Source organism: Microbacterium sp. WCS2018Hpa-23, assembly GCF_031843845.1.
Lineage (GTDB): Bacteria > Actinomycetota > Actinomycetes > Actinomycetales > Microbacteriaceae > Microbacterium.
This window is the reverse complement of the sequence record NZ_JAVTIZ010000006.1, coordinates 306,076-322,385: the sequence shown is the minus strand read 5'-3', so window position 1 is coordinate 322,385 and position 16,310 is coordinate 306,076. Positions and strand designations below refer to the sequence as shown.

Here is a 16,310-nt window from a genome sequence, read left to right as displayed (position 1 = left end):
ATGCTGTCGCATCCGGCCCCCCTCTCATTCGTCTCAGCGCTTGTAGTTGGGCGCCTCGACCACGATCTGCACGTCGTGCGGGTGCGACTCCTTGAGCCCCGCAGCCGTGATGCGCACGAACCTGCCGCGCTGCTTGAGCTCTTCGATGGTGCGAGCGCCGACGTAGAACATCGACTGGCGCAGCCCGCCGACCAGCTGGTACGCGACGGCGGCCACTGGACCGCGATAGGGCACCTGGCCCTCGATGCCCTCGGGGATCAGCTTGTCGTCGCTGGGGACGTCGGCCTGGAAGTAGCGGTCCTTCGAGTACGAGGTCTGCTTTCCGCGCGTCTGCATGGCTCCGAGCGAGCCCATGCCGCGGTACTGCTTGAACTGCTTGCCCGACTGGAAGACGATCTCGCCCGGCGACTCGTCGGTGCCGGCGAGCAGCGAGCCGAGCATGACGGCATCCGCACCGGCGACGAGCGCCTTGGCGATGTCACCCGAGTACTGCAGTCCGCCGTCGGCGATCACCGGCACTCCGGCGGGACGAGCGGCGAGCGATGCCTCATACACAGCGGTGACCTGCGGCACACCGACTCCGGCGACCACACGCGTCGTGCAGATCGAGCCGGGGCCCACGCCGACCTTGACGGCGTCGACGCCTGCATCGACGAGCGCCTGAGCACCCTCGCGGGTCGCGACGTTGCCGCCGATGACGTCGATGTGCGCGAAGCTCTCGTCGGCCTTGATGCGCTTGACCAGCTCGATGACGCCCTGGGACTGACCGTTCGCGGTGTCGACCACGAGCACGTCGACGCCTGCGTCGCGCAGCGCCTCCGCGCGCTCCCAGGCGTCGCCGAAGAAACCGATCGCCGCACCGACGCGCAGACGCCCCTGGTCGTCCTTCGTGGCCAGCGGGTACTTCTCGCTCTTGTCGAAGTCCTTGATGGTGATGAGACCCGCGAGCTTTCCGTCCTCATCGATGAGCGGCAGCTTCTCGACGCGGTGGTGGGCGAAGAGGGCGATGACCTCGCCTGCGGCGACGCCCACCGGCGCGGTGACGAGACCCTCGGACGTCATGACGTCCTTCACGAACGTGGTCTGACGCTCGAAGCCCGAGACGAAGCGCATGTCGCGGTTCGTGATGATTCCCACGAGGCGTCCGTCGGCGTCGACGACCGGGAGCCCCGAGATGCGGTACTTGGCGCAGAGAGCATCGACCTCTTCGACGGTCGCGTCCGGCGTCGTCGTGATCGGGTCGGTGATCATGCCCGACTCGCTGCGCTTGACGCGGTCGACATGCGCCGCCTGATCGGCGATCGACAGGTTGCGGTGAAGGATGCCGATGCCGCCCTCACGTGCCATCGCGATGGCCATGCGGGATTCCGTGACCGTGTCCATGGCGCTGGAGAGCAGCGGAGTCGCGACCGAGATGCGGCGAGTGATCCGTGACGAGGTGTCGGCCTCGCTGGGGATGACGTCGGTGTGCCCCGGAAGGAGCAGCACATCGTCGTACGTGAGTCCGACGAAGCCGAAGGGGTCGTGCTGGTCCATGGATAGTCCTCCTGCGGGCGCGATCTGGGGCGAGGGTGTACCAATTCTAAGCGCGAGGCGGCTGAGGAAATTCCCTGCGCCCGCTGAGATCGCGTGCGGGACGCCACGGGTGACCTATCGTTATTTCGCAACTTCGTGATGGGATCGTTCTCACCGTGAGCAGATCGTGCCTTGGTTGAAACAGAGCCGACACATTACGCTCATACCGTCGTACATCAAGGCCGATGAACAACCCTGTCATGGCCTGTGTACTCGGCTGGAGGTTCCGTGAGTCCGACGATCTCGGCGAAACGAAGTGGAACGCGATGGGTCATCACCCTGATCGCGTCACTTCTCGCCATCGCTTTCCTGTGGCTGCAGCCTCCCGCATCGGCATCTGCCGACGAGACGGACGACGGGCAGGAGATCACCGACTTCTACTTCGCCGGCGTCATCACCTTCGACGATGACCCTGTCGAGGGCGTCGTGATGACGATCAAGGGCAACGGATTCGAGGGTGAGACCGAGACCGATGCCGAAGGCAAGTGGCGCCTGTACGTCCCCGAGAAGGAGACGTACACTCTCACCGTCGACGAGGAGACCCTCCCCGACGGCGTGATCGTCGATGCCGCCCAACTGCCCGAGGGCACCCAGCCGATCGCAGGCACGACCGCTTCGTTCGAGGTCGAGTTCGGCCTGACCGGCACCAAGATCATGAATCTCTTCCTCGGTGAAGGAGAGCGCCTGACGACATCGTTCATCGATCAGCTGGCCTCCCGACTCGTGGGCGGACTCAACTTCGGCCTCCTGCTCGCCCTCGCTTCGATGGGTGCGGCACTGATCTACGGCACGACGCGCCTGTCGAACTTCGCGCACGCCGAGATGGTGACGTGGGGCGGCCTGGTCGCCCTCGTCACGACGAGCTTCTGGCACCTCCCCCTGTGGCTCGGCATCATCGCCGCCGTGGTCGGCGGCGGTCTCTTCGGCTGGGCACTCGACGCCGGCATCTGGCGTCCGTTGCGGCGACGGGGTCTCGGGGTCGTGCAGCTGATGATCGTCAGCATCGGGCTCTCGCTCGCACTTCGCTACGCCTTCCAGTACATGATCGGCGGCGGCACCAGGCAGCTCCCCGGGGCGAGTCCCGAGCCGTTCCGATTCGGTCCGATCTCGCTGTCGTACATCGACCTGATCGGCATCGTCGTGAGCATCGTCGTGATCATCGGCGTCGCGTTCTTCCTCACGCGCACCCGCATCGGCAAAGCCACTCGAGCCATCTCCGACAACCCGCAGCTCGCCGCAGCATCCGGTATCGACGTCGACAAGGTGGTCCGGTACGTCTGGATCCTCGCCGGCACGCTGGCCGCGATCTCGGGCATCCTGTGGGCGTACTTCCGCCCCGGCGTCAAGTGGGACATGGGCATGCAGATGCTGCTCCTCATCTTCGCCGCCATCACGCTCGGCGGTCTCGGCACCGCGTTCGGCGCCCTCGTCGGCTCACTCATCGTCGGCATCGCGGTCGAGGTCTCGACACTGTGGATCCCGTCCGACCTCAAGTACGCGAGCGCCCTCGTCGTGCTCATCGTGATCCTCCTGGTGAGGCCGCAAGGTCTGCTCGGACGCAAGGAAAGGTTGGGCTGACCATGGACTTCGGAAGCATCCTCTCCAACACCGCGGTCTATCTGCTCAGCCCGGTCACGATCGCCTATGCGCTCGCGGCGACGGGCCTCGCCGTGCACTTCGGCTATGCGGGCCTCCTGAACTTCGGCATGGCCGCGTTCATGGCCATCGGCGGCTACGGCTACGCCATCTCGGTGCTGACCTTCGGCCTCCCCTGGTGGATCGGCATGTTGATCGGCCTCCTCGGCGGCGCGTTCTTCGCGGTACTCCTCGGCATCCCGACGCTGCGGCTGCGTGCCGACTACCTCGCGATCGCGACCATCGCGGCCGGTGAGATCGTGCGCCTGCTCTTCACGACGCAGATCTTCGACGAGTACACCAACTCTGCCGACGGACTCGCGCAGTTCAACGGCGGATTCCGCGACGCGAATCCGTTCCCCCCTGGCACCTACGGCTTCGGTCCGTGGACTTTCAGCGCCAACGACCTGTGGAACCGCGTGTTCGGGATCATCGTCCTCGCCATCGCGATCCTGCTCGTGTGGGCGCTGATGCGCAGCCCGTGGGGCCGCGTGCTCAAGGGCATCCGCGAAGACGAGGACGCCGTGCGCTCGCTCGGCAAGAACGTCTTCGCCTACAAGATGCAGGCGCTCGTGGTCGGTGGAATGATCGGCGCAGCCGGTGGGATCGTGTTCGTCCTCCCCTCCGCCGTGGTCCCCGGCAGCTACACCACGTCGCTCACCTTCTTCCTGTGGACCGTGCTGCTTCTCGGCGGCGCCGCGACGGTCTTCGGCCCCACTCTCGGCGCGATCCTGTTCTGGGTCGTGTTCGCGTTCATGGCGAACCTGCTTCCGGCCCTGGCGAAGGCGGGCATCCTACCGATGTCCGACAGCCAGGCCTCGACGCTGGTGTTCATCTTCGTCGGCATCGCCCTGATGCTGCTCGTGATCTTCCGTCCTCAGGGCATCCTCGGAGACAAGAGGGAGATGACCTTTGTCAATTGAACCCACCCCCGACGACAACGTCGAGGCTGCACCCCAGACCGGCAGCATCCGCCGCCCCAAGACCACCGGGCTCGCGAAGGGCCCTGCGGCCCCCGGAGTGGCCAAGGTCGACCCGATCCTCGTGGCCGACGCCGTGCAGCGACGCTTCGGCGGTCTGACCGCCGTTGACGTCGACCACGTCGAGATCCCGCGCGGAGCGATCACCGCGCTGATCGGTCCGAACGGTGCGGGCAAGACCACGCTGTTCAACCTGCTCTGCGGATTCGACAAGCCCAACAGCGGCACCTGGTCGTTCGACGGCAAGAACCTCTCGGGCGTCCCCTCCTTCAAGGTGGCGCGCATGGGACAGGTGCGCACGTTCCAGCTGACCAAGTCGCTGTCGCTGCTCACGGTGCTCGAGAACATGAAGCTCGGAGCCCCCGGCCAGCGCGGCGAGGGATTCTGGTCGAGCCTCTTCCCGTTCCTGTGGCGCAAGCAGGACCAGGAGATCGAGGTGAAGGCGCGCGAGCTGCTCGCCCGCTTCAAGCTCGACGCCAAGGAGAAGGACTTCGCCGCTTCGCTCTCGGGCGGCCAGCGCAAGCTCCTCGAGATGGCCCGGGCCCTCATGAGCGATCCGACGCTCGTGATGCTGGACGAGCCGATGGCGGGAGTCAACCCTGCTCTCACGCAGTCGCTCCTCGACCACATCCTCGATCTCAAGGGACTCGGGATGACGGTGCTGTTCGTCGAGCACGACATGCACATGGTCCGCCACATCGCCGACTGGGTCGTCGTGATGGCAGAGGGACGCGTGGTCGCGGAGGGGCCGCCCGACGAGGTCATGGAGGACCCCGCAGTGGTCGACGCCTACCTCGGCGCCCACCAGGACCTCGACCTCGGAGCCGTCACCGGCCGCATCCCCGTGATCGAGAACGCTGCCGCGGCGAAACTCCGCGAGCAGATCGAAGCAGAGGCCGAGGCGGAACTCGCAGCGACGAGTACCGCCGATCCCGACCAGAGAGGCAACGCATGAGCGCCGAGATCCCCGCAACGTCGCCAACCGACGACGTGGTCGTCGAACTCAAGGACGTGCACGCCGGCTACCTGCCTGGGGTGAACATCCTGAACGGCGCCAACCTCGTCGCGCGCCAGGGCGAGCTGATCGGCATCATCGGGCCCAACGGCGCGGGCAAGTCGACGCTGCTGAAGTCGATCTTCGGCATGGTCAACGTCCGCAGCGGCGACGTCACCGTGAAGGGCGAGAGCATCGTCGGGCTCAAGGCCGACAAGCTGGTCAAGCGCGGTGTGGCCTTCGTGCCGCAGACGAACAACGTCTTCCCGTCGCTCTCGATCGAGGAGAACCTGCAGATGGGGCTCTACCAGAACCCCAAGATCTACGCAGAGCGTCTCGAGTTCGTCACCGGTATCTTCGCCGAGCTGGGCAAGCGACTGAAGCAGCGCGCGGGCTCGCTCTCGGGCGGCGAGCGCCAGATGGTGGCGATGTCGCGGGCTCTCATGATGGATCCCTCGGTGCTGCTCCTCGACGAGCCCTCCGCGGGCCTCTCCCCCGTGCGTCAGGATGACGCGTTCATCCGCGTCTCCGACATCAACAAGGCGGGCGTCACCACGATCATGGTCGAGCAGAACGCGCGGCGCTGCCTGCAGATCTGCGACCGCGGCTATGTGCTCGATCAGGGCAAGGACGCCTACGAGGGCACAGGGCGCGACCTGCTGAACGATCCGAAGGTCATCGGACTGTACCTCGGAACGCTGGGCACCGACGCCGCCTGACGGCTCACCACGACAGAGGGACGGATGCTTCGGCATCCGTCCCTCATCTGTATATGCGCTCGGCCGACACCCGACGAAGGCCCCAGGCACGAGGAAAGTCCCGGGCACGACGAAGGCCCCGGATGCTGAATCCGGGGCCTTCGCTCGTGATCAGTTGGTGCGGGAGATCAGGTTCTCGGCGTCGTACACGTACGTGCCGATCGAGGCGCCCTGCGGGTCGCCGTTCTCGTCGAACGTGATCTCGCCGGAGTAGCCGTCGTAGTCGGCGGTGCCTCCGTCGTTGATGATCTTCGCGCAGTCGGTGAAGCTGGTGCACTTCTCACCGTCGCCGGTGCCGCCCGAGACCTCGGCCATCTTGGCCGCGATGTCCGCACCCTCGGTCGAACCTGCCGCCAGAGAGGCGAGTGCGACGAGCACGACGGCGTCGTATGCCTCGGCCGCGTACGTGAAGTCGTTGACCTCGGGGTTGCCCTCACCCGTCCAGAACGTCTGCAGACGGTCGGTGAAGTCGTCCTCGAGCGCGGGTCCCGGCTTGGTGCCCTGAGCGCCCTCGAGCGAGAACGGGAAGTTCGTGTCGGGCGACGAGCCGTAGTCCGACAGGTTTCCGTCGACCAGGTAGAACTTGTCGGGCGAGATGCCCGCGTTCACCAGCAGCGGGGCGATGGTCTTGAACTGGTCGAACGACACGATCGCGACGGCGTCGGGGTTCTGAGCCTTGATCGTCTCGACCTGTGCGTCGAACTGACCGTCACCGACGTTGTACGACGCGTCTGCGACGACCTCGCCACCGGCGCCCTCGAACGTCGACTTGATGTTCTCGAACAGACCTGTGCCGTAGGCGTCGTTCTGGTAGATGACACCCAGCGTCTTGTGGCCGTCTTCGGCGATCAGGTTGCCGAGAACCTCGCCCTGCAGCAGGTCGCTGGGAGCCGTGCGGAAGTAGAGTCCGTTGTCGTCCCAGTCGGTGAAGTCGGGGCCGGTGTTGGAGGCGGAGATCTGCAGGATGCCTGCGGAGACGTTGCCGTCGAGGATCAGGCGCGAGACACCGGATGCGGCGGCGCCGACGATCGCGGTGACCCCTGCACCCTGGAGCTTGGTGATCGAGGTCTCGTACGCCTTCGTGTCGGTGTCGCCCTCGTCTTCTGCGGTCAGGTCGATCGTGACGCCTGCTGCAGCGTCGTTGACCTCCTTGACGGCGAGTCCGACGCCGGATTCCATGGGCGGGCCCAGGAACGACAGCGATCCGGTCTGCGGCAGCAGCGAACCCAGCTTGAGGGTGAGGTCGGCGGACGATCCGCCACCGTCGGACGGCTCGTCCGAGGGCGTGCTGCTACAGCCTGCGACGACCATCGCGGAGACGCTCAGCAGCGCGACTCCGGCGAGGATCTTGGCGCTGCGCGAGCGCGTGAATGCGGTCATGATGCTCCCTTGCGTGACTGGCCGTGGATTGTGACCACGGTCGGGTGCTCTAACACTAGGACTGAAAGGTCTCGCGTAGGGGTCGCCGATGTTTCGGTGCGTTAACGATCCGACACCGGGTTTCGCAGCCGTTGATCCGCCGGTTCAGGCCAGCTCGGGCTGCGCACTCCTCCGCCCGCGGCGGGCGGCCAGCAGCAGGTCGATGATGAACACGGCGATCGCGATCCAGACGATGACGAAGCCGAGCCATCGCTCGAGCGGCATCGGCTCGCCCAGTACCGCTGCTCCGATGATGAATTGCATGACTGGCGTGATGAACTGGATCATCCCGATGACGGTCAGGTTGATGCGTCGGGTGCCGGCGGCGAACAGCAGCAGCGGCACCGCCGTCGCCACTCCAGCGAAGGCGAGAAGCACAGCGTGCCAGACTCCGTGGGAGCCCATCGTGATTCCGTCGGGGGTGGCGGCGACGAGGATCAACTGCACCACCGCGATCGGGATCAACCAGAACGACTCGAGCGTGAGACCGCTGATCGCGTCGACCGCGGGGCCGATCTTCTTCTTGATGAGCCCGTAGACGCCGAACGACGCGGTGAGCGACAGCGCGATCCACGGGAACTCGCCATAGAAGAGGACGATCACGATCACGGCGACGGCGGCGATGCCGATCGCCGCCCACTGCAACCTGCGGATGCTCTCCTTGAGCACGAACACCCCGAGCAGAACAGTGGTGATCGGATTGATGAAGTACCCGAGGCTGGTCTCGACGATGTTCCCCGAGAGGGTGCCGATGAGGAACACCTGCCAGTTGACGTAGATCAGGACACCGGCCAGTGCGGTCCATCCCAGCAGTCTCGGCTGCCGGATGATCGCGCCGATCGCCTTCCACCCGCGAGTCACTGTCAGAAGCAGGATGCAGAACACGAATGACAGCAGTACCCGCCAGGCGACGACCTCCCACGGCCCTGTCGGCACGAGCAGCAGGAAGTAGAGGGGAAGGACACCCCACAGCAGGTACGCACCCCCTGCATACGCGACCCCCGCGGTCTGCGTCGCTCGGGCGGCGGCGGTGTTCGTCGTGGCTGTGTTCGTCGGGGGCACCGCACAACCCTATTCCCGGCGCGAAGCGGCTCCTCGCCGTGCGCCCGCCTTGGTCAGAGAATGGCAGGAATCGGTGGCCACCTGGCGGGATGCAGAAAGGGCCCGGATGCGAGAAGCATCCGAGCCCTTCCGAAGACGTTGTCTCAGCGGACGACGACTGCGAGCACGTCGCGCGCCGACAGGACGAGGAACTCGTCTGCGCCGAACTTCACCTCGGTGCCGCCGTACTTGCTGTACAGGACACGGTCGCCGACGGCGACGTCGAGCGGAACGCGGTTGCCGTTGTCATCGATGCGGCCGGGGCCCACGGCCACGACCTCGCCCTCCTGGGGCTTCTCCTTGGCGGTGTCGGGGATGACCAGGCCACTCGCGGTGGTCTGCTCGGCCTCGACCTGCTTGATGACGATGCGGTCCTCGAGCGGCTTGATGGAAACCGACACGGTCTACCTCTTCTTTCTTGACGCTGACAGGAAGACTTTTCGCACTCTCAACCCGAGAGTGCTAATCCAGTCTAGGCGTTCCGCTGGCACTCACGCAATGCGAGTGCCAATGCGTCGATCGGGCCGCCGCCTAAGCTGGGCAGGTGGAGATCTCCGAGCTGCGCGCCCTGCTCACGCCCGAGGGCCTTGAACTGCTGGATGCGCTCGGCCCCGTCGATCAGGTCGCCGATGTGGCCCGCGCGGTGTCGCGCCTGCGATCAGCCGGACACTCCCCCGATATCGTCTCGGCCGTGGTCGGGCAGGCGCATCTGCGGGCCAAGGCGAAAGCCAAGTTCGGCGACTTCGCGGCGAGGATGCTGTTCACCCGTGCGGGACTCGAGCAGGCGACACGTCTCGGTGTCGCCGCCCGCCACGCACAGCGGATGCGTCGGGCCGGAATCACGAGCGTCGCCGACCTCGGCTGCGGAATCGGCGGAGACTCCCTCGCCTTCGCCGGTGCAGGCCTCGACGTGCAGGCGGTGGATGCCGACGAGGTGACGGCCGCGATCGCGGCCTACAACCTCGCGCCATTCGGCGAGAGCGCGGTCGTGAGGCACGGCACGGCGCAGGAGAACGTGCCGTCCGATGCGAGCGACACCGGTGCTATCTGGATGGATCCTGCTCGGCGCACCTCGGGGCACAGCGAGACGCGGCGGGTGTCGTCCGACGACTACTCGCCTCCACTCGACTGGGCCTTCGATCTGGCATCCCGCCGTCCGACAGGCATCAAGCTCGGCCCCGGACATGATCGTGACGCCCTCCCTACCGACGCCGAGGCGCAGTGGGTGAGCGCCGAGGGCAGCGTCGTCGAGCTGGTGCTGTGGACCGGAGCGCTCGCGCGTGCGGGCGTCCGCCGCGCGGCACTCGTGATCCGCGGCGAGCGCTCGCACGAACTCACGGCCGGGGCCGACGCGGAGGACGTTCCCGTGCGCGGACTCGGGGCTTTTCTGCATGAGCCGGACGGAGCGGTCATCCGCGCACGGCTGATCGGAGACGTCGGGCGGAGCCTCGATGCGGGCATGCTCGATGAGCGCATCGCCTATCTGACCTCGGACGCTGCGCTGACGAGCCCGTTCGTGCAGTCGTTCCGGGTACGCGAGACGATGGCGGCGAATCCGAAGGCCGTCAGCGCAGTGCTCAAGACTCACGGCATCGGCACTCTCGAGATCAAGAAACGCGGCATGGACGTCGATCCCGCGGCCTTCCGCAAGAAGCTCACGCTCAAGGGGAGTCAGTCGGCGACGTTGATCCTCACCAGGATCGGCGACCAGCGGCGCGCGATCCTCGCCGACAGGGTGCCCGCCGCGCACTGACCGTTCACCCTTCGGTGTCGTCCGACGGTATCTCCACCTGAATCGGGTCCTGGTACTCCCCACCCAGCTCGAGCGTCTCGCCGGGCCTCACCGTCACACCGGGTTGTGCGGTGTCGGCCGCCGACACGTCCCCCGCGATGACGAGGTACGGGGTCTGGTTCGACGTGAAAGCCAGCGTGATGCTCCAGGACTCCTCGACGCTCCCTGAGACATCGGCCGTGATACCGCCGAGGCTGAGGCCGGAGGACTGTGCTTCACCCAGCGGCCCGCACGCGATCCCGTCGATCGCGTCGACCACCAGACAGTCCTCGCCAGTCGCTCCCACAAGGCGCTGTCCGTACCAGATCGGGGCGTCCTGGAAATAGCCCACGACGGAGAAGGAGTAGTCCTGGAAGCCCTCTTCCAGAAGCTCTTCCGCGCGCACGCGCTCCTCACCTGCGAACTGCGACAGCCAGTCGTTCTGCGAGCTCGGCCACCGCTGGATGATCGCCACGAGTTCGCCCTCGGTGGTGCGCACGGCGGACGCCCAGATCTGCTCGGCGTCCTCACCCTCGACGGAATCGAGGTTCACCGACACACCGACGCCGCTGCCGTTCTGAGCGTCCTCGCTCCGCTGGCACTGGGTCGCTGAGTCCTGCGGGGTGTCGAGGATGAGGCAGACCATCTCGCCGTCCTCTTTGGTCGCGTGCCAGACGAGGACATCCTCCTCCCGTCCGATCGCCCTCAGGCTTCCGGCGTCGTACCCGCCGTCAGCCTGGAGTTCGGCTCGGCGCTCCTGTTGAGCTGCGGTGAGGTCGACACCTCCTGCTCGACCGAACAGAGCCCACCCTGCCGCGAGACCGACCACCAGCAATACGGCGGAGGCGGCGGCGATCGCCTTCCAGTGCTGTCGGAGGGCGGCGCGCAGGGCCGTCGTCTCGCCAGCCTGCACGTCGCCGGTCGGTTCGCTCGCGCCCGCCCCATTCGCCGTGTCGTCGTCGGCGGCTTCTTCGGCGACGGGCGCGTCGGTCGATTCCACTTCCGACGATTCCACGACGGTCGATTCCGGTGCAGCAGCTTCCGGTGCCGCAGTCGCGGCCGACCTCCACCCCCGGGTGGCCTCGAGTTCACGCAGCCGCGCGGCATCCGCATCCGTCAGACCGCCGTCGCGTCCGTAGGCCTTCAGCTGCAGGGCGCGCAGCTCGGCGGCATTCTCGGCTTTCTCGGCGTCGAGCATCCGCTAGCCGAGTCTCTCGAACTGCATGCCTGCCCACACCAGCCATCCGAGGCTGTACACGGTCGCGCACAGGCCGAGGACGAGCGCCCATCGCGCGATCGCGCGGCTCTCGACCGGCCGCCGCAACGACATGATCGCCGCGATCACCGCGACGACAGCGATCGGAACGCCCCAGCCGACGAAGAATGACGCCACCAGGGCGACGATCGCCGCCATCAGCGCCCACGGCGCGAGCCTGGTGTCGTCGATGGCTGCATCCGCGGTCGACGGCTGCCACTCGGCATCGTGACCGATGTCGTCGGCGACCGGTCCGCTCACGACCACGGGCTCGACACCGACCGGTCCCGTGGGCAGCTTGGTGTAGCCGTCGCGCCGCGCGCCCGGAATCCGCGCCGAGCCGGCCGGGTGCTCGACCTCGCCGCTGGGCCCCTCGATCCGGGGACGAGGGAGGGCTGCGTCCGGCACTGAAGCGGGATCGCCCCCGTGCGGGCCGGGGGTGCGGGGAACGTCGCTCATCACATCACCGCGACGCGCTCATCGACCTGGATCTCGGTGACGGGAAGGGTCGAGTCCGCGCCGAACGCGAAGGTCGACGGGCGACGGCCCGACGCGATCAGCTCGGCCGCGAGCGCGGCGATCATCGCCCCGTTGTCGGTGCACAGCGACAGCGGGGGGATGCGGACGGTGACTCCCGCGGCCTCGGCCCTGCTGAGGGCGACCTCGCGCAGCCGACGGTTCGCGATCACGCCGCCGCCGAGCAGCAGACGGGGGACGCCGAGGTCGGCACAGGCAGCGAGTGCCTTGGTCACCAGCACATCCACGACGGCCTCGCGGAAGCTCGCAGCAACATCGGCGACGGGCACGGGCACGCCGTCTGCCTCGCAGCGCTCCACCCAGCGTGCGACGGCCGTCTTGAGGCCCGAGAACGAGAAGTCGTAACGGTGCTTCGCCAGGTCGGATGCCCGGGAGAGACCCCGCGGGAATCGGATCGCGTTCGGGTCGCCGTCGAGGGCTGCCCGATCGATCTCAGGCCCGCCGGGGTACGGCAGCGACAGCAGGCGGGCGACCTTGTCGAACGCCTCACCGGCCGCATCGTCCATGGTCTCGCCGAGCATCTCGACGTCGGTGGTGAGGTCGCGCACGTGGAGCAGCGACGTGTGTCCGCCCGAGACGAGCAGCGCGATCGTCGGGTACTCCAGCGGCTCGGAGTCCGGGGTGAGGATGTCGGCCGCGATATGGCCCACGAGATGGTTCACCGCGTACAGAGGCTTGTCGAGCGCGACGGCCAGGCCCTTCGCGGCCCCCACTCCGACCATGAGCGCGCCCGCGAGGCCGGGGCCGCTCGTCACGGCCACCGCGTCGAGGTCGTCGAGTCGCACACCCGCCTCGGCGAGCGCGGCGTCGATCGACGGCTGCAGCGCCTCGAGATGCGCACGTGCCGCGACCTCCGGAACGACTCCTCCGTATCGAGCATGCTCGTCCATGCTCGAGGCGATCGTGTTCGACAGCAGGGTACGCCCGCGGACGATCCCGATGCCGGTCTCGTCGCAGCTCGTCTCGATGCCCAGCACCAGCGGCTCGGTCATGCAGTGGCCTCCTTGGCGGCATCCGTGATCGCCTCGTCCTGATGTGCGGAACGAGGATGCTGCAGAGCGAGGCGCATCACGATCGCATCGACGTCATCGGGCTGGTAGTACCGCGGGCGGCGGCCGATCTCCTCGAACCCCTCGGACAGGTACAGTCCTTCGGCACTCGGGTTGTCGGCGCGGACCTCGAGGAAGACCTCGCGAGCGCCTCTCTCCCCCGCCGCGTCGAGCAGTGCGCGCAGCAGCGCACGCCCTCGCCCCGCGCCTCGGTGGTCGGCGTCCAAGGCGATGGTCTGGATGTCGGCATCCCGAGAACCCTCGAGGGCTCGGACTCCCCCATAGCCGATGATCGCGCCGTCGAGCTCGTCGACCAGATAGCGCCCATGCGGACTCGCGAGCTCGAGAGCCATGGCCTGTGAGCTCCACGCGTCGGTGGGGAAGGAACGGTGCTCTATCGCCATGATGGCGTCGAGGTCGTCCGGCGTCGCGTCGCGCAGAGTCATCGCCCCACCTTCTTCGGCGCGCCGGGCACGGTCACATCAGGGTGCCGCAGATACAGCGGCTCGTCACCTGTGAGGGAGCGCCCCGCCGCCACGGCCCTGGCACCCACCCGGGCGAGGTCCACGGCAGACAGGATCTCGACGTCGATGCGACGGACCCCGCCGAGGTGCTCATCCGCGTCCACGCTGGGCACCAGCCTCGTATCGACGGTCACGAGCGGGATGCCGTCGGCATCCGTCCCGTCGAACACCGTGATGGCGACCTCACGACGACGTGCGTCGGTGACGATCGCGAACGGCCCCGAGACGGCATCCCGCTCGATCGCGGTGAGGGCCGCGGCGAGATGGCTCGGCACGGGGATGACGGGGATGCCACGACCCAGCGCGAACGCGCGCGCGGCGGCGATGCCGATGCGGAGCCCGGTGAAGGGGCCGGGTCCCATGCCGGCGACCACATGGGCGATCTCGCCGCTTCCGGTCTCGCTGATCGCTCGGACCAGCAGATCTCCGATGACCTCGGCGTGCCCGAGGGGGTCTGCCGCGGAGGCGTCGGAGAGACGGGTGCCGTCGTCATCGATGAGGGCGACGGCGGTGCCCAGGGAGGTGTCGACGGCGAGGATCACCTCTCCAGGGTAGTCGGGGTTCAACCGGCGATCGCTGAGCGTCCTCCGCGCGTGATCGTCACGTGCCGCGGAGCGTCGGCATCGAGCTCGGAGGGGTCGAGATCGTCGTCGCCGCCGACAGGACGTTCGAGCTCGATGTCCCACCAGGTGTCTGCGAGGTCCTCGGCCATCCCGCGCCCCCATTCGATCACGACGACCGAGCGCGCGAGATCGAGATCGAGGTCGTCGAGCTCCGCTCCTGAGCCGAGACGGTAGGCGTCCACATGCACCAGTGGCGCGCGTCCGACGAGCGAGGGATGCGTCCGCGCGATCACGAAGGTCGGGCTCTGCACCGGACCGCGCACGCCGAGGCCTTCGGCGAGCCCTCGCGTGAAAGTCGTCTTGCCGGCACCGAGGGGGCCGGTGAGGATCAGCAGGTCTCCCGCTTCGAGCTGCTCGCCGATACGGAAGCCGAGCTGCTCCATCGCCTCCGACGTCTCGATCTCGAGGCGACCGAGGAACGCGGGGTCGACGCTCATGCCGACCGCCGGGCGACGCGCGCGCCGATGCGGGTCACGATCTCGTAGTTGATGGTCGAGGCGACGTTCGCCCACTCCGCCGCCGACGGGACTCCGAGGGTCGGGTCGCCGAACAGCACGACCTCGTCGCCTATCGACACGGGCGCGTCGCCCACGTCGACCACGAACTGATCCATCGCGATGCGGCCGACGTTCGTGTAGCGACGCCCGCCGATCGACACCGGCAGCCGACCGGATGCGTGGCGGGGCACGCCGTCGGCATAGCCCAGCGGCACGAGCACGAGGGTGGTGTCGTGCGGAGCGCGGTGGTCGTAGCCGTACGAGACTCCCGCACCTGCGGGAACCCTGCGCACAGCGGCGATCGCGCCACGCAGCGTCATGGCGGGACGGAGTCCCAGCTCGGCGGAGGAGCGGTCCTCGAACGGAGAGAGTCCGTAGATGCCGACGCCGATGCGCACCGCATCCAGACGCATCTCCGGCAGGTCGATCGCGGCAGCCGTCGCCGCGATGTGACGGATCTCCGGATGGATGCCGAAGCTTGCCGCGGCCGCGACGCCCTCCTCGAACCTCGCCAGGGCGTCACGGTCGTCCTGCGCGGAGGTGTTCGACAGATGGCTGAACAGCCCGATGATGCGAAGGCGTCCGATGCGCTCGAGACGAGCCGCCTCCGCGAGCACACGACGCCAGTCGGCGGGCGCGATCCCGTTGCGCGACAGCCCCGTCTCGAACTTGAGGTGCACCCCCACCGGGCGGTCGACGGATGCCGCGGCCCCCGCGGCCTCCAGCTGGTCGAACGACGAGATGCCGACCTCGATGTCCTGCTCGGCGGCCTGCTCGAACCGCTCGCCGGGCGCGTGCAGCCACGCCACGATCGGCGCGGTGATGCCCTGTCGTCGCAGCTCGAGGGCCTCGGGGATCTCGGCGACGCCGAGACGCGTCGCACCGCCGGCGAGCGCGGCGACAGCAGCCGCAGCCGCGCCGTGGCCGTAGGCGTTCGCCTTGACGACGGCGATGACCTTCACGCCGGTGAGCCGACGGAAGTGGCGGACGTTGTCGGTGATGGCATCCAGGTCGATGCGCGCTTCACGGAACGGAACGGTCACAGCGGCTCTCCTTCGGCGACGACGAATGCGGCGGCGAGCCCCGCGTCGTGAGTGAGGGTCAGGTGCAGTCTGGTGATGCCTCGCTCGGCGACCACCTCCGCCGTGGTCCCCGTCAACACGAAGTGCGGGCGCCCCGAGGCCTCGGAGGCGATCTCGATCTCGATCCAGTGGACTCCGTCGGATCCTCCGAGGGTCTTGATCAGGGCCTCCTTCGCGGCATACCGCGCGGCGAGAGACGGAAGGCGCAGCGCCCGCTCCCCCGGCGCGAAGAGTCGCTCGAGAAGTCGTGGCGTGCGCTCGAGTGTGCGCTCGAACCGCGGGATGTCCACGAGGTCGATGCCGGTCCCGATGATCACCCGTTCAGCCTAGTCGCGGCATCCCCTGGCGGCCGTCGGCGCCGCCCGGGCATCCGCTCGAGCCATGGCCCACGGCATCCGCTCCGACCCCTACCCGGATGGCTGGCGTTTCCCCGTATGGCGGGAGACCGTCCACGACATATGGCAGCCAAGCGGGGAAACGCCAGCCATTCGGCCAGTCCCACCGTTCCTC

At 67.7% G+C, this 16,310-nt stretch carries 17 protein-coding genes; 5 read left to right on the top strand and 12 right to left on the bottom strand.

What is annotated here, in order from left to right:
- Positions 1–33: 33 nt before the first annotated feature.
- Positions 34–1,536 carry an IMP dehydrogenase gene (gene guaB, locus RQG77_RS12495; protein ID WP_056508342.1) on the bottom strand — a complete coding sequence of 501 codons (1,503 nt, stop codon included), beginning with the start codon at positions 1,534–1,536 and terminating at the stop codon, positions 34–36.
- A gap of 267 nt (positions 1,537–1,803) precedes the next feature.
- Between guaB and RQG77_RS12490 the strand changes: the two genes are divergently transcribed.
- The 4 genes from RQG77_RS12490 to RQG77_RS12475 are packed head-to-tail and all read left to right on the top strand — an operon-like array spanning position 1,804 to position 5,903.
- Positions 1,804–3,153, top strand: coding sequence for a branched-chain amino acid ABC transporter permease (locus RQG77_RS12490; RefSeq protein WP_311244994.1), 1,350 nt, complete (start codon positions 1,804–1,806; stop codon positions 3,151–3,153).
- A gap of 2 nt (positions 3,154–3,155) precedes the next feature.
- Entirely contained in the window at positions 3,156–4,133 is a 978-nt protein-coding gene (locus RQG77_RS12485; RefSeq protein WP_056508340.1) for a branched-chain amino acid ABC transporter permease, read from the top strand.
- 46 nt (positions 4,134–4,179) lie between these two features.
- The gene (locus tag RQG77_RS12480; RefSeq protein WP_311244999.1) at positions 4,180–5,145 is read left to right on the top strand and encodes an ABC transporter ATP-binding protein; all 966 of its coding nucleotides are present in this window, start codon (positions 4,180–4,182) and stop codon (positions 5,143–5,145) included.
- A complete protein-coding gene (locus RQG77_RS12475) occupies positions 5,142–5,903 on the top strand; it encodes an ABC transporter ATP-binding protein (protein WP_311244993.1) in 762 nt (253 codons plus the stop codon). The genes RQG77_RS12480 and RQG77_RS12475 overlap by 4 nt, the downstream gene beginning before the upstream one ends.
- Before the next feature lie 150 nt (positions 5,904–6,053).
- Here the strand turns inward: RQG77_RS12475 and RQG77_RS12470 are convergent, their stop codons facing one another.
- The 3 genes from RQG77_RS12470 to groES form a co-directional block, all read right to left on the bottom strand.
- Complete coding sequence (locus tag RQG77_RS12470) at positions 6,054–7,322, bottom strand: ABC transporter substrate-binding protein (protein ID WP_311244992.1); 1,269 nt, start codon at positions 7,320–7,322, stop codon at positions 6,054–6,056.
- Positions 7,323–7,466: 144 nt separating this feature from the next.
- Positions 7,467–8,423, bottom strand: a complete 957-nt coding sequence (gene rarD / locus RQG77_RS12465; protein ID WP_311244991.1) for an EamA family transporter RarD — start codon at positions 8,421–8,423, stop codon at positions 7,467–7,469.
- A 143-nt stretch (positions 8,424–8,566) separates the two neighbouring features.
- The gene (gene groES, locus RQG77_RS12460; protein WP_017203655.1) at positions 8,567–8,863 is read right to left on the bottom strand and encodes a co-chaperone GroES; all 297 of its coding nucleotides are present in this window, start codon (positions 8,861–8,863) and stop codon (positions 8,567–8,569) included.
- A 143-nt stretch (positions 8,864–9,006) separates the two neighbouring features.
- Between groES and RQG77_RS12455 the strand changes: the two genes are divergently transcribed.
- Entirely contained in the window at positions 9,007–10,215 is a 1,209-nt protein-coding gene (locus tag RQG77_RS12455) for a class I SAM-dependent methyltransferase (RefSeq protein ID WP_311244990.1), read from the top strand.
- A 4-nt stretch (positions 10,216–10,219) separates the two neighbouring features.
- On the opposite strand, the gene RQG77_RS12450 is transcribed toward RQG77_RS12455, so the two are convergent.
- The 8 genes from RQG77_RS12450 to RQG77_RS12415 are packed head-to-tail and all read right to left on the bottom strand — an operon-like array spanning position 10,220 to position 16,117.
- Complete coding sequence (locus RQG77_RS12450) at positions 10,220–11,431, bottom strand: hypothetical protein (RefSeq protein ID WP_311244989.1); 1,212 nt, start codon at positions 11,429–11,431, stop codon at positions 10,220–10,222.
- Positions 11,432–11,434: 3 nt separating this feature from the next.
- Complete coding sequence (locus RQG77_RS12445; RefSeq protein ID WP_311244988.1) at positions 11,435–11,947, bottom strand: hypothetical protein; 513 nt, start codon at positions 11,945–11,947, stop codon at positions 11,435–11,437.
- On the bottom strand, positions 11,947–13,017 hold the full coding sequence (tsaD, locus tag RQG77_RS12440) for a tRNA (adenosine(37)-N6)-threonylcarbamoyltransferase complex transferase subunit TsaD (RefSeq protein WP_311244987.1): 1,071 nt from the start codon (positions 13,015–13,017) through the stop codon (positions 11,947–11,949). The genes RQG77_RS12445 and tsaD overlap by 1 nt, the downstream gene beginning before the upstream one ends.
- On the bottom strand, positions 13,014–13,520 hold the full coding sequence (rimI, locus tag RQG77_RS12435) for a ribosomal protein S18-alanine N-acetyltransferase (RefSeq protein WP_311244986.1): 507 nt from the start codon (positions 13,518–13,520) through the stop codon (positions 13,014–13,016). The genes tsaD and rimI overlap by 4 nt, the downstream gene beginning before the upstream one ends.
- Entirely contained in the window at positions 13,517–14,140 is a 624-nt protein-coding gene (tsaB, locus tag RQG77_RS12430) for a tRNA (adenosine(37)-N6)-threonylcarbamoyltransferase complex dimerization subunit type 1 TsaB (RefSeq protein WP_311244985.1), read from the bottom strand. The genes rimI and tsaB overlap by 4 nt, the downstream gene beginning before the upstream one ends.
- Positions 14,141–14,160: 20 nt before the next feature.
- A complete protein-coding gene (gene tsaE / locus RQG77_RS12425) occupies positions 14,161–14,658 on the bottom strand; it encodes a tRNA (adenosine(37)-N6)-threonylcarbamoyltransferase complex ATPase subunit type 1 TsaE (RefSeq protein ID WP_311244984.1) in 498 nt (165 codons plus the stop codon).
- The gene (gene alr, locus RQG77_RS12420; protein ID WP_311244983.1) at positions 14,655–15,761 is read right to left on the bottom strand and encodes an alanine racemase; all 1,107 of its coding nucleotides are present in this window, start codon (positions 15,759–15,761) and stop codon (positions 14,655–14,657) included. Before alr ends, tsaE begins: the two co-directional genes overlap by 4 nt.
- A complete protein-coding gene (locus RQG77_RS12415) occupies positions 15,758–16,117 on the bottom strand; it encodes a holo-ACP synthase (protein ID WP_056309248.1) in 360 nt (119 codons plus the stop codon). Before RQG77_RS12415 ends, alr begins: the two co-directional genes overlap by 4 nt.
- Positions 16,118–16,310 lie beyond the last annotated feature (193 nt).

Excerpts from the sequence above, each read along its gene's own strand:
- tsaE (WP_311244984.1), bottom strand. The coding sequence starts at position 14,658 with ATGAGCGTCGACCCCGCGTTCCTCGGTCGCCTCGAGATCGAGACGTCG.
- rimI (WP_311244986.1), bottom strand. The coding sequence starts at position 13,520 with ATGACTCTGCGCGACGCGACGCCGGACGACCTCGACGCCATCATGGCG.
- RQG77_RS12475 (WP_311244993.1), top strand. The coding sequence starts at position 5,142 with ATGAGCGCCGAGATCCCCGCAACGTCGCCAACCGACGACGTGGTCGTC.
- tsaD (WP_311244987.1), bottom strand. The coding sequence starts at position 13,017 with ATGACCGAGCCGCTGGTGCTGGGCATCGAGACGAGCTGCGACGAGACC.
- RQG77_RS12485 (WP_056508340.1), top strand. The coding sequence starts at position 3,156 with ATGGACTTCGGAAGCATCCTCTCCAACACCGCGGTCTATCTGCTCAGC.
- RQG77_RS12470 (WP_311244992.1), bottom strand. The coding sequence starts at position 7,322 with ATGACCGCATTCACGCGCTCGCGCAGCGCCAAGATCCTCGCCGGAGTC.
- RQG77_RS12450 (WP_311244989.1), bottom strand. The coding sequence starts at position 11,431 with ATGCTCGACGCCGAGAAAGCCGAGAATGCCGCCGAGCTGCGCGCCCTG.
- guaB (WP_056508342.1), bottom strand. The coding sequence starts at position 1,536 with ATGGACCAGCACGACCCCTTCGGCTTCGTCGGACTCACGTACGACGAT.
- RQG77_RS12445 (WP_311244988.1), bottom strand. The coding sequence starts at position 11,947 with ATGAGCGACGTTCCCCGCACCCCCGGCCCGCACGGGGGCGATCCCGCT.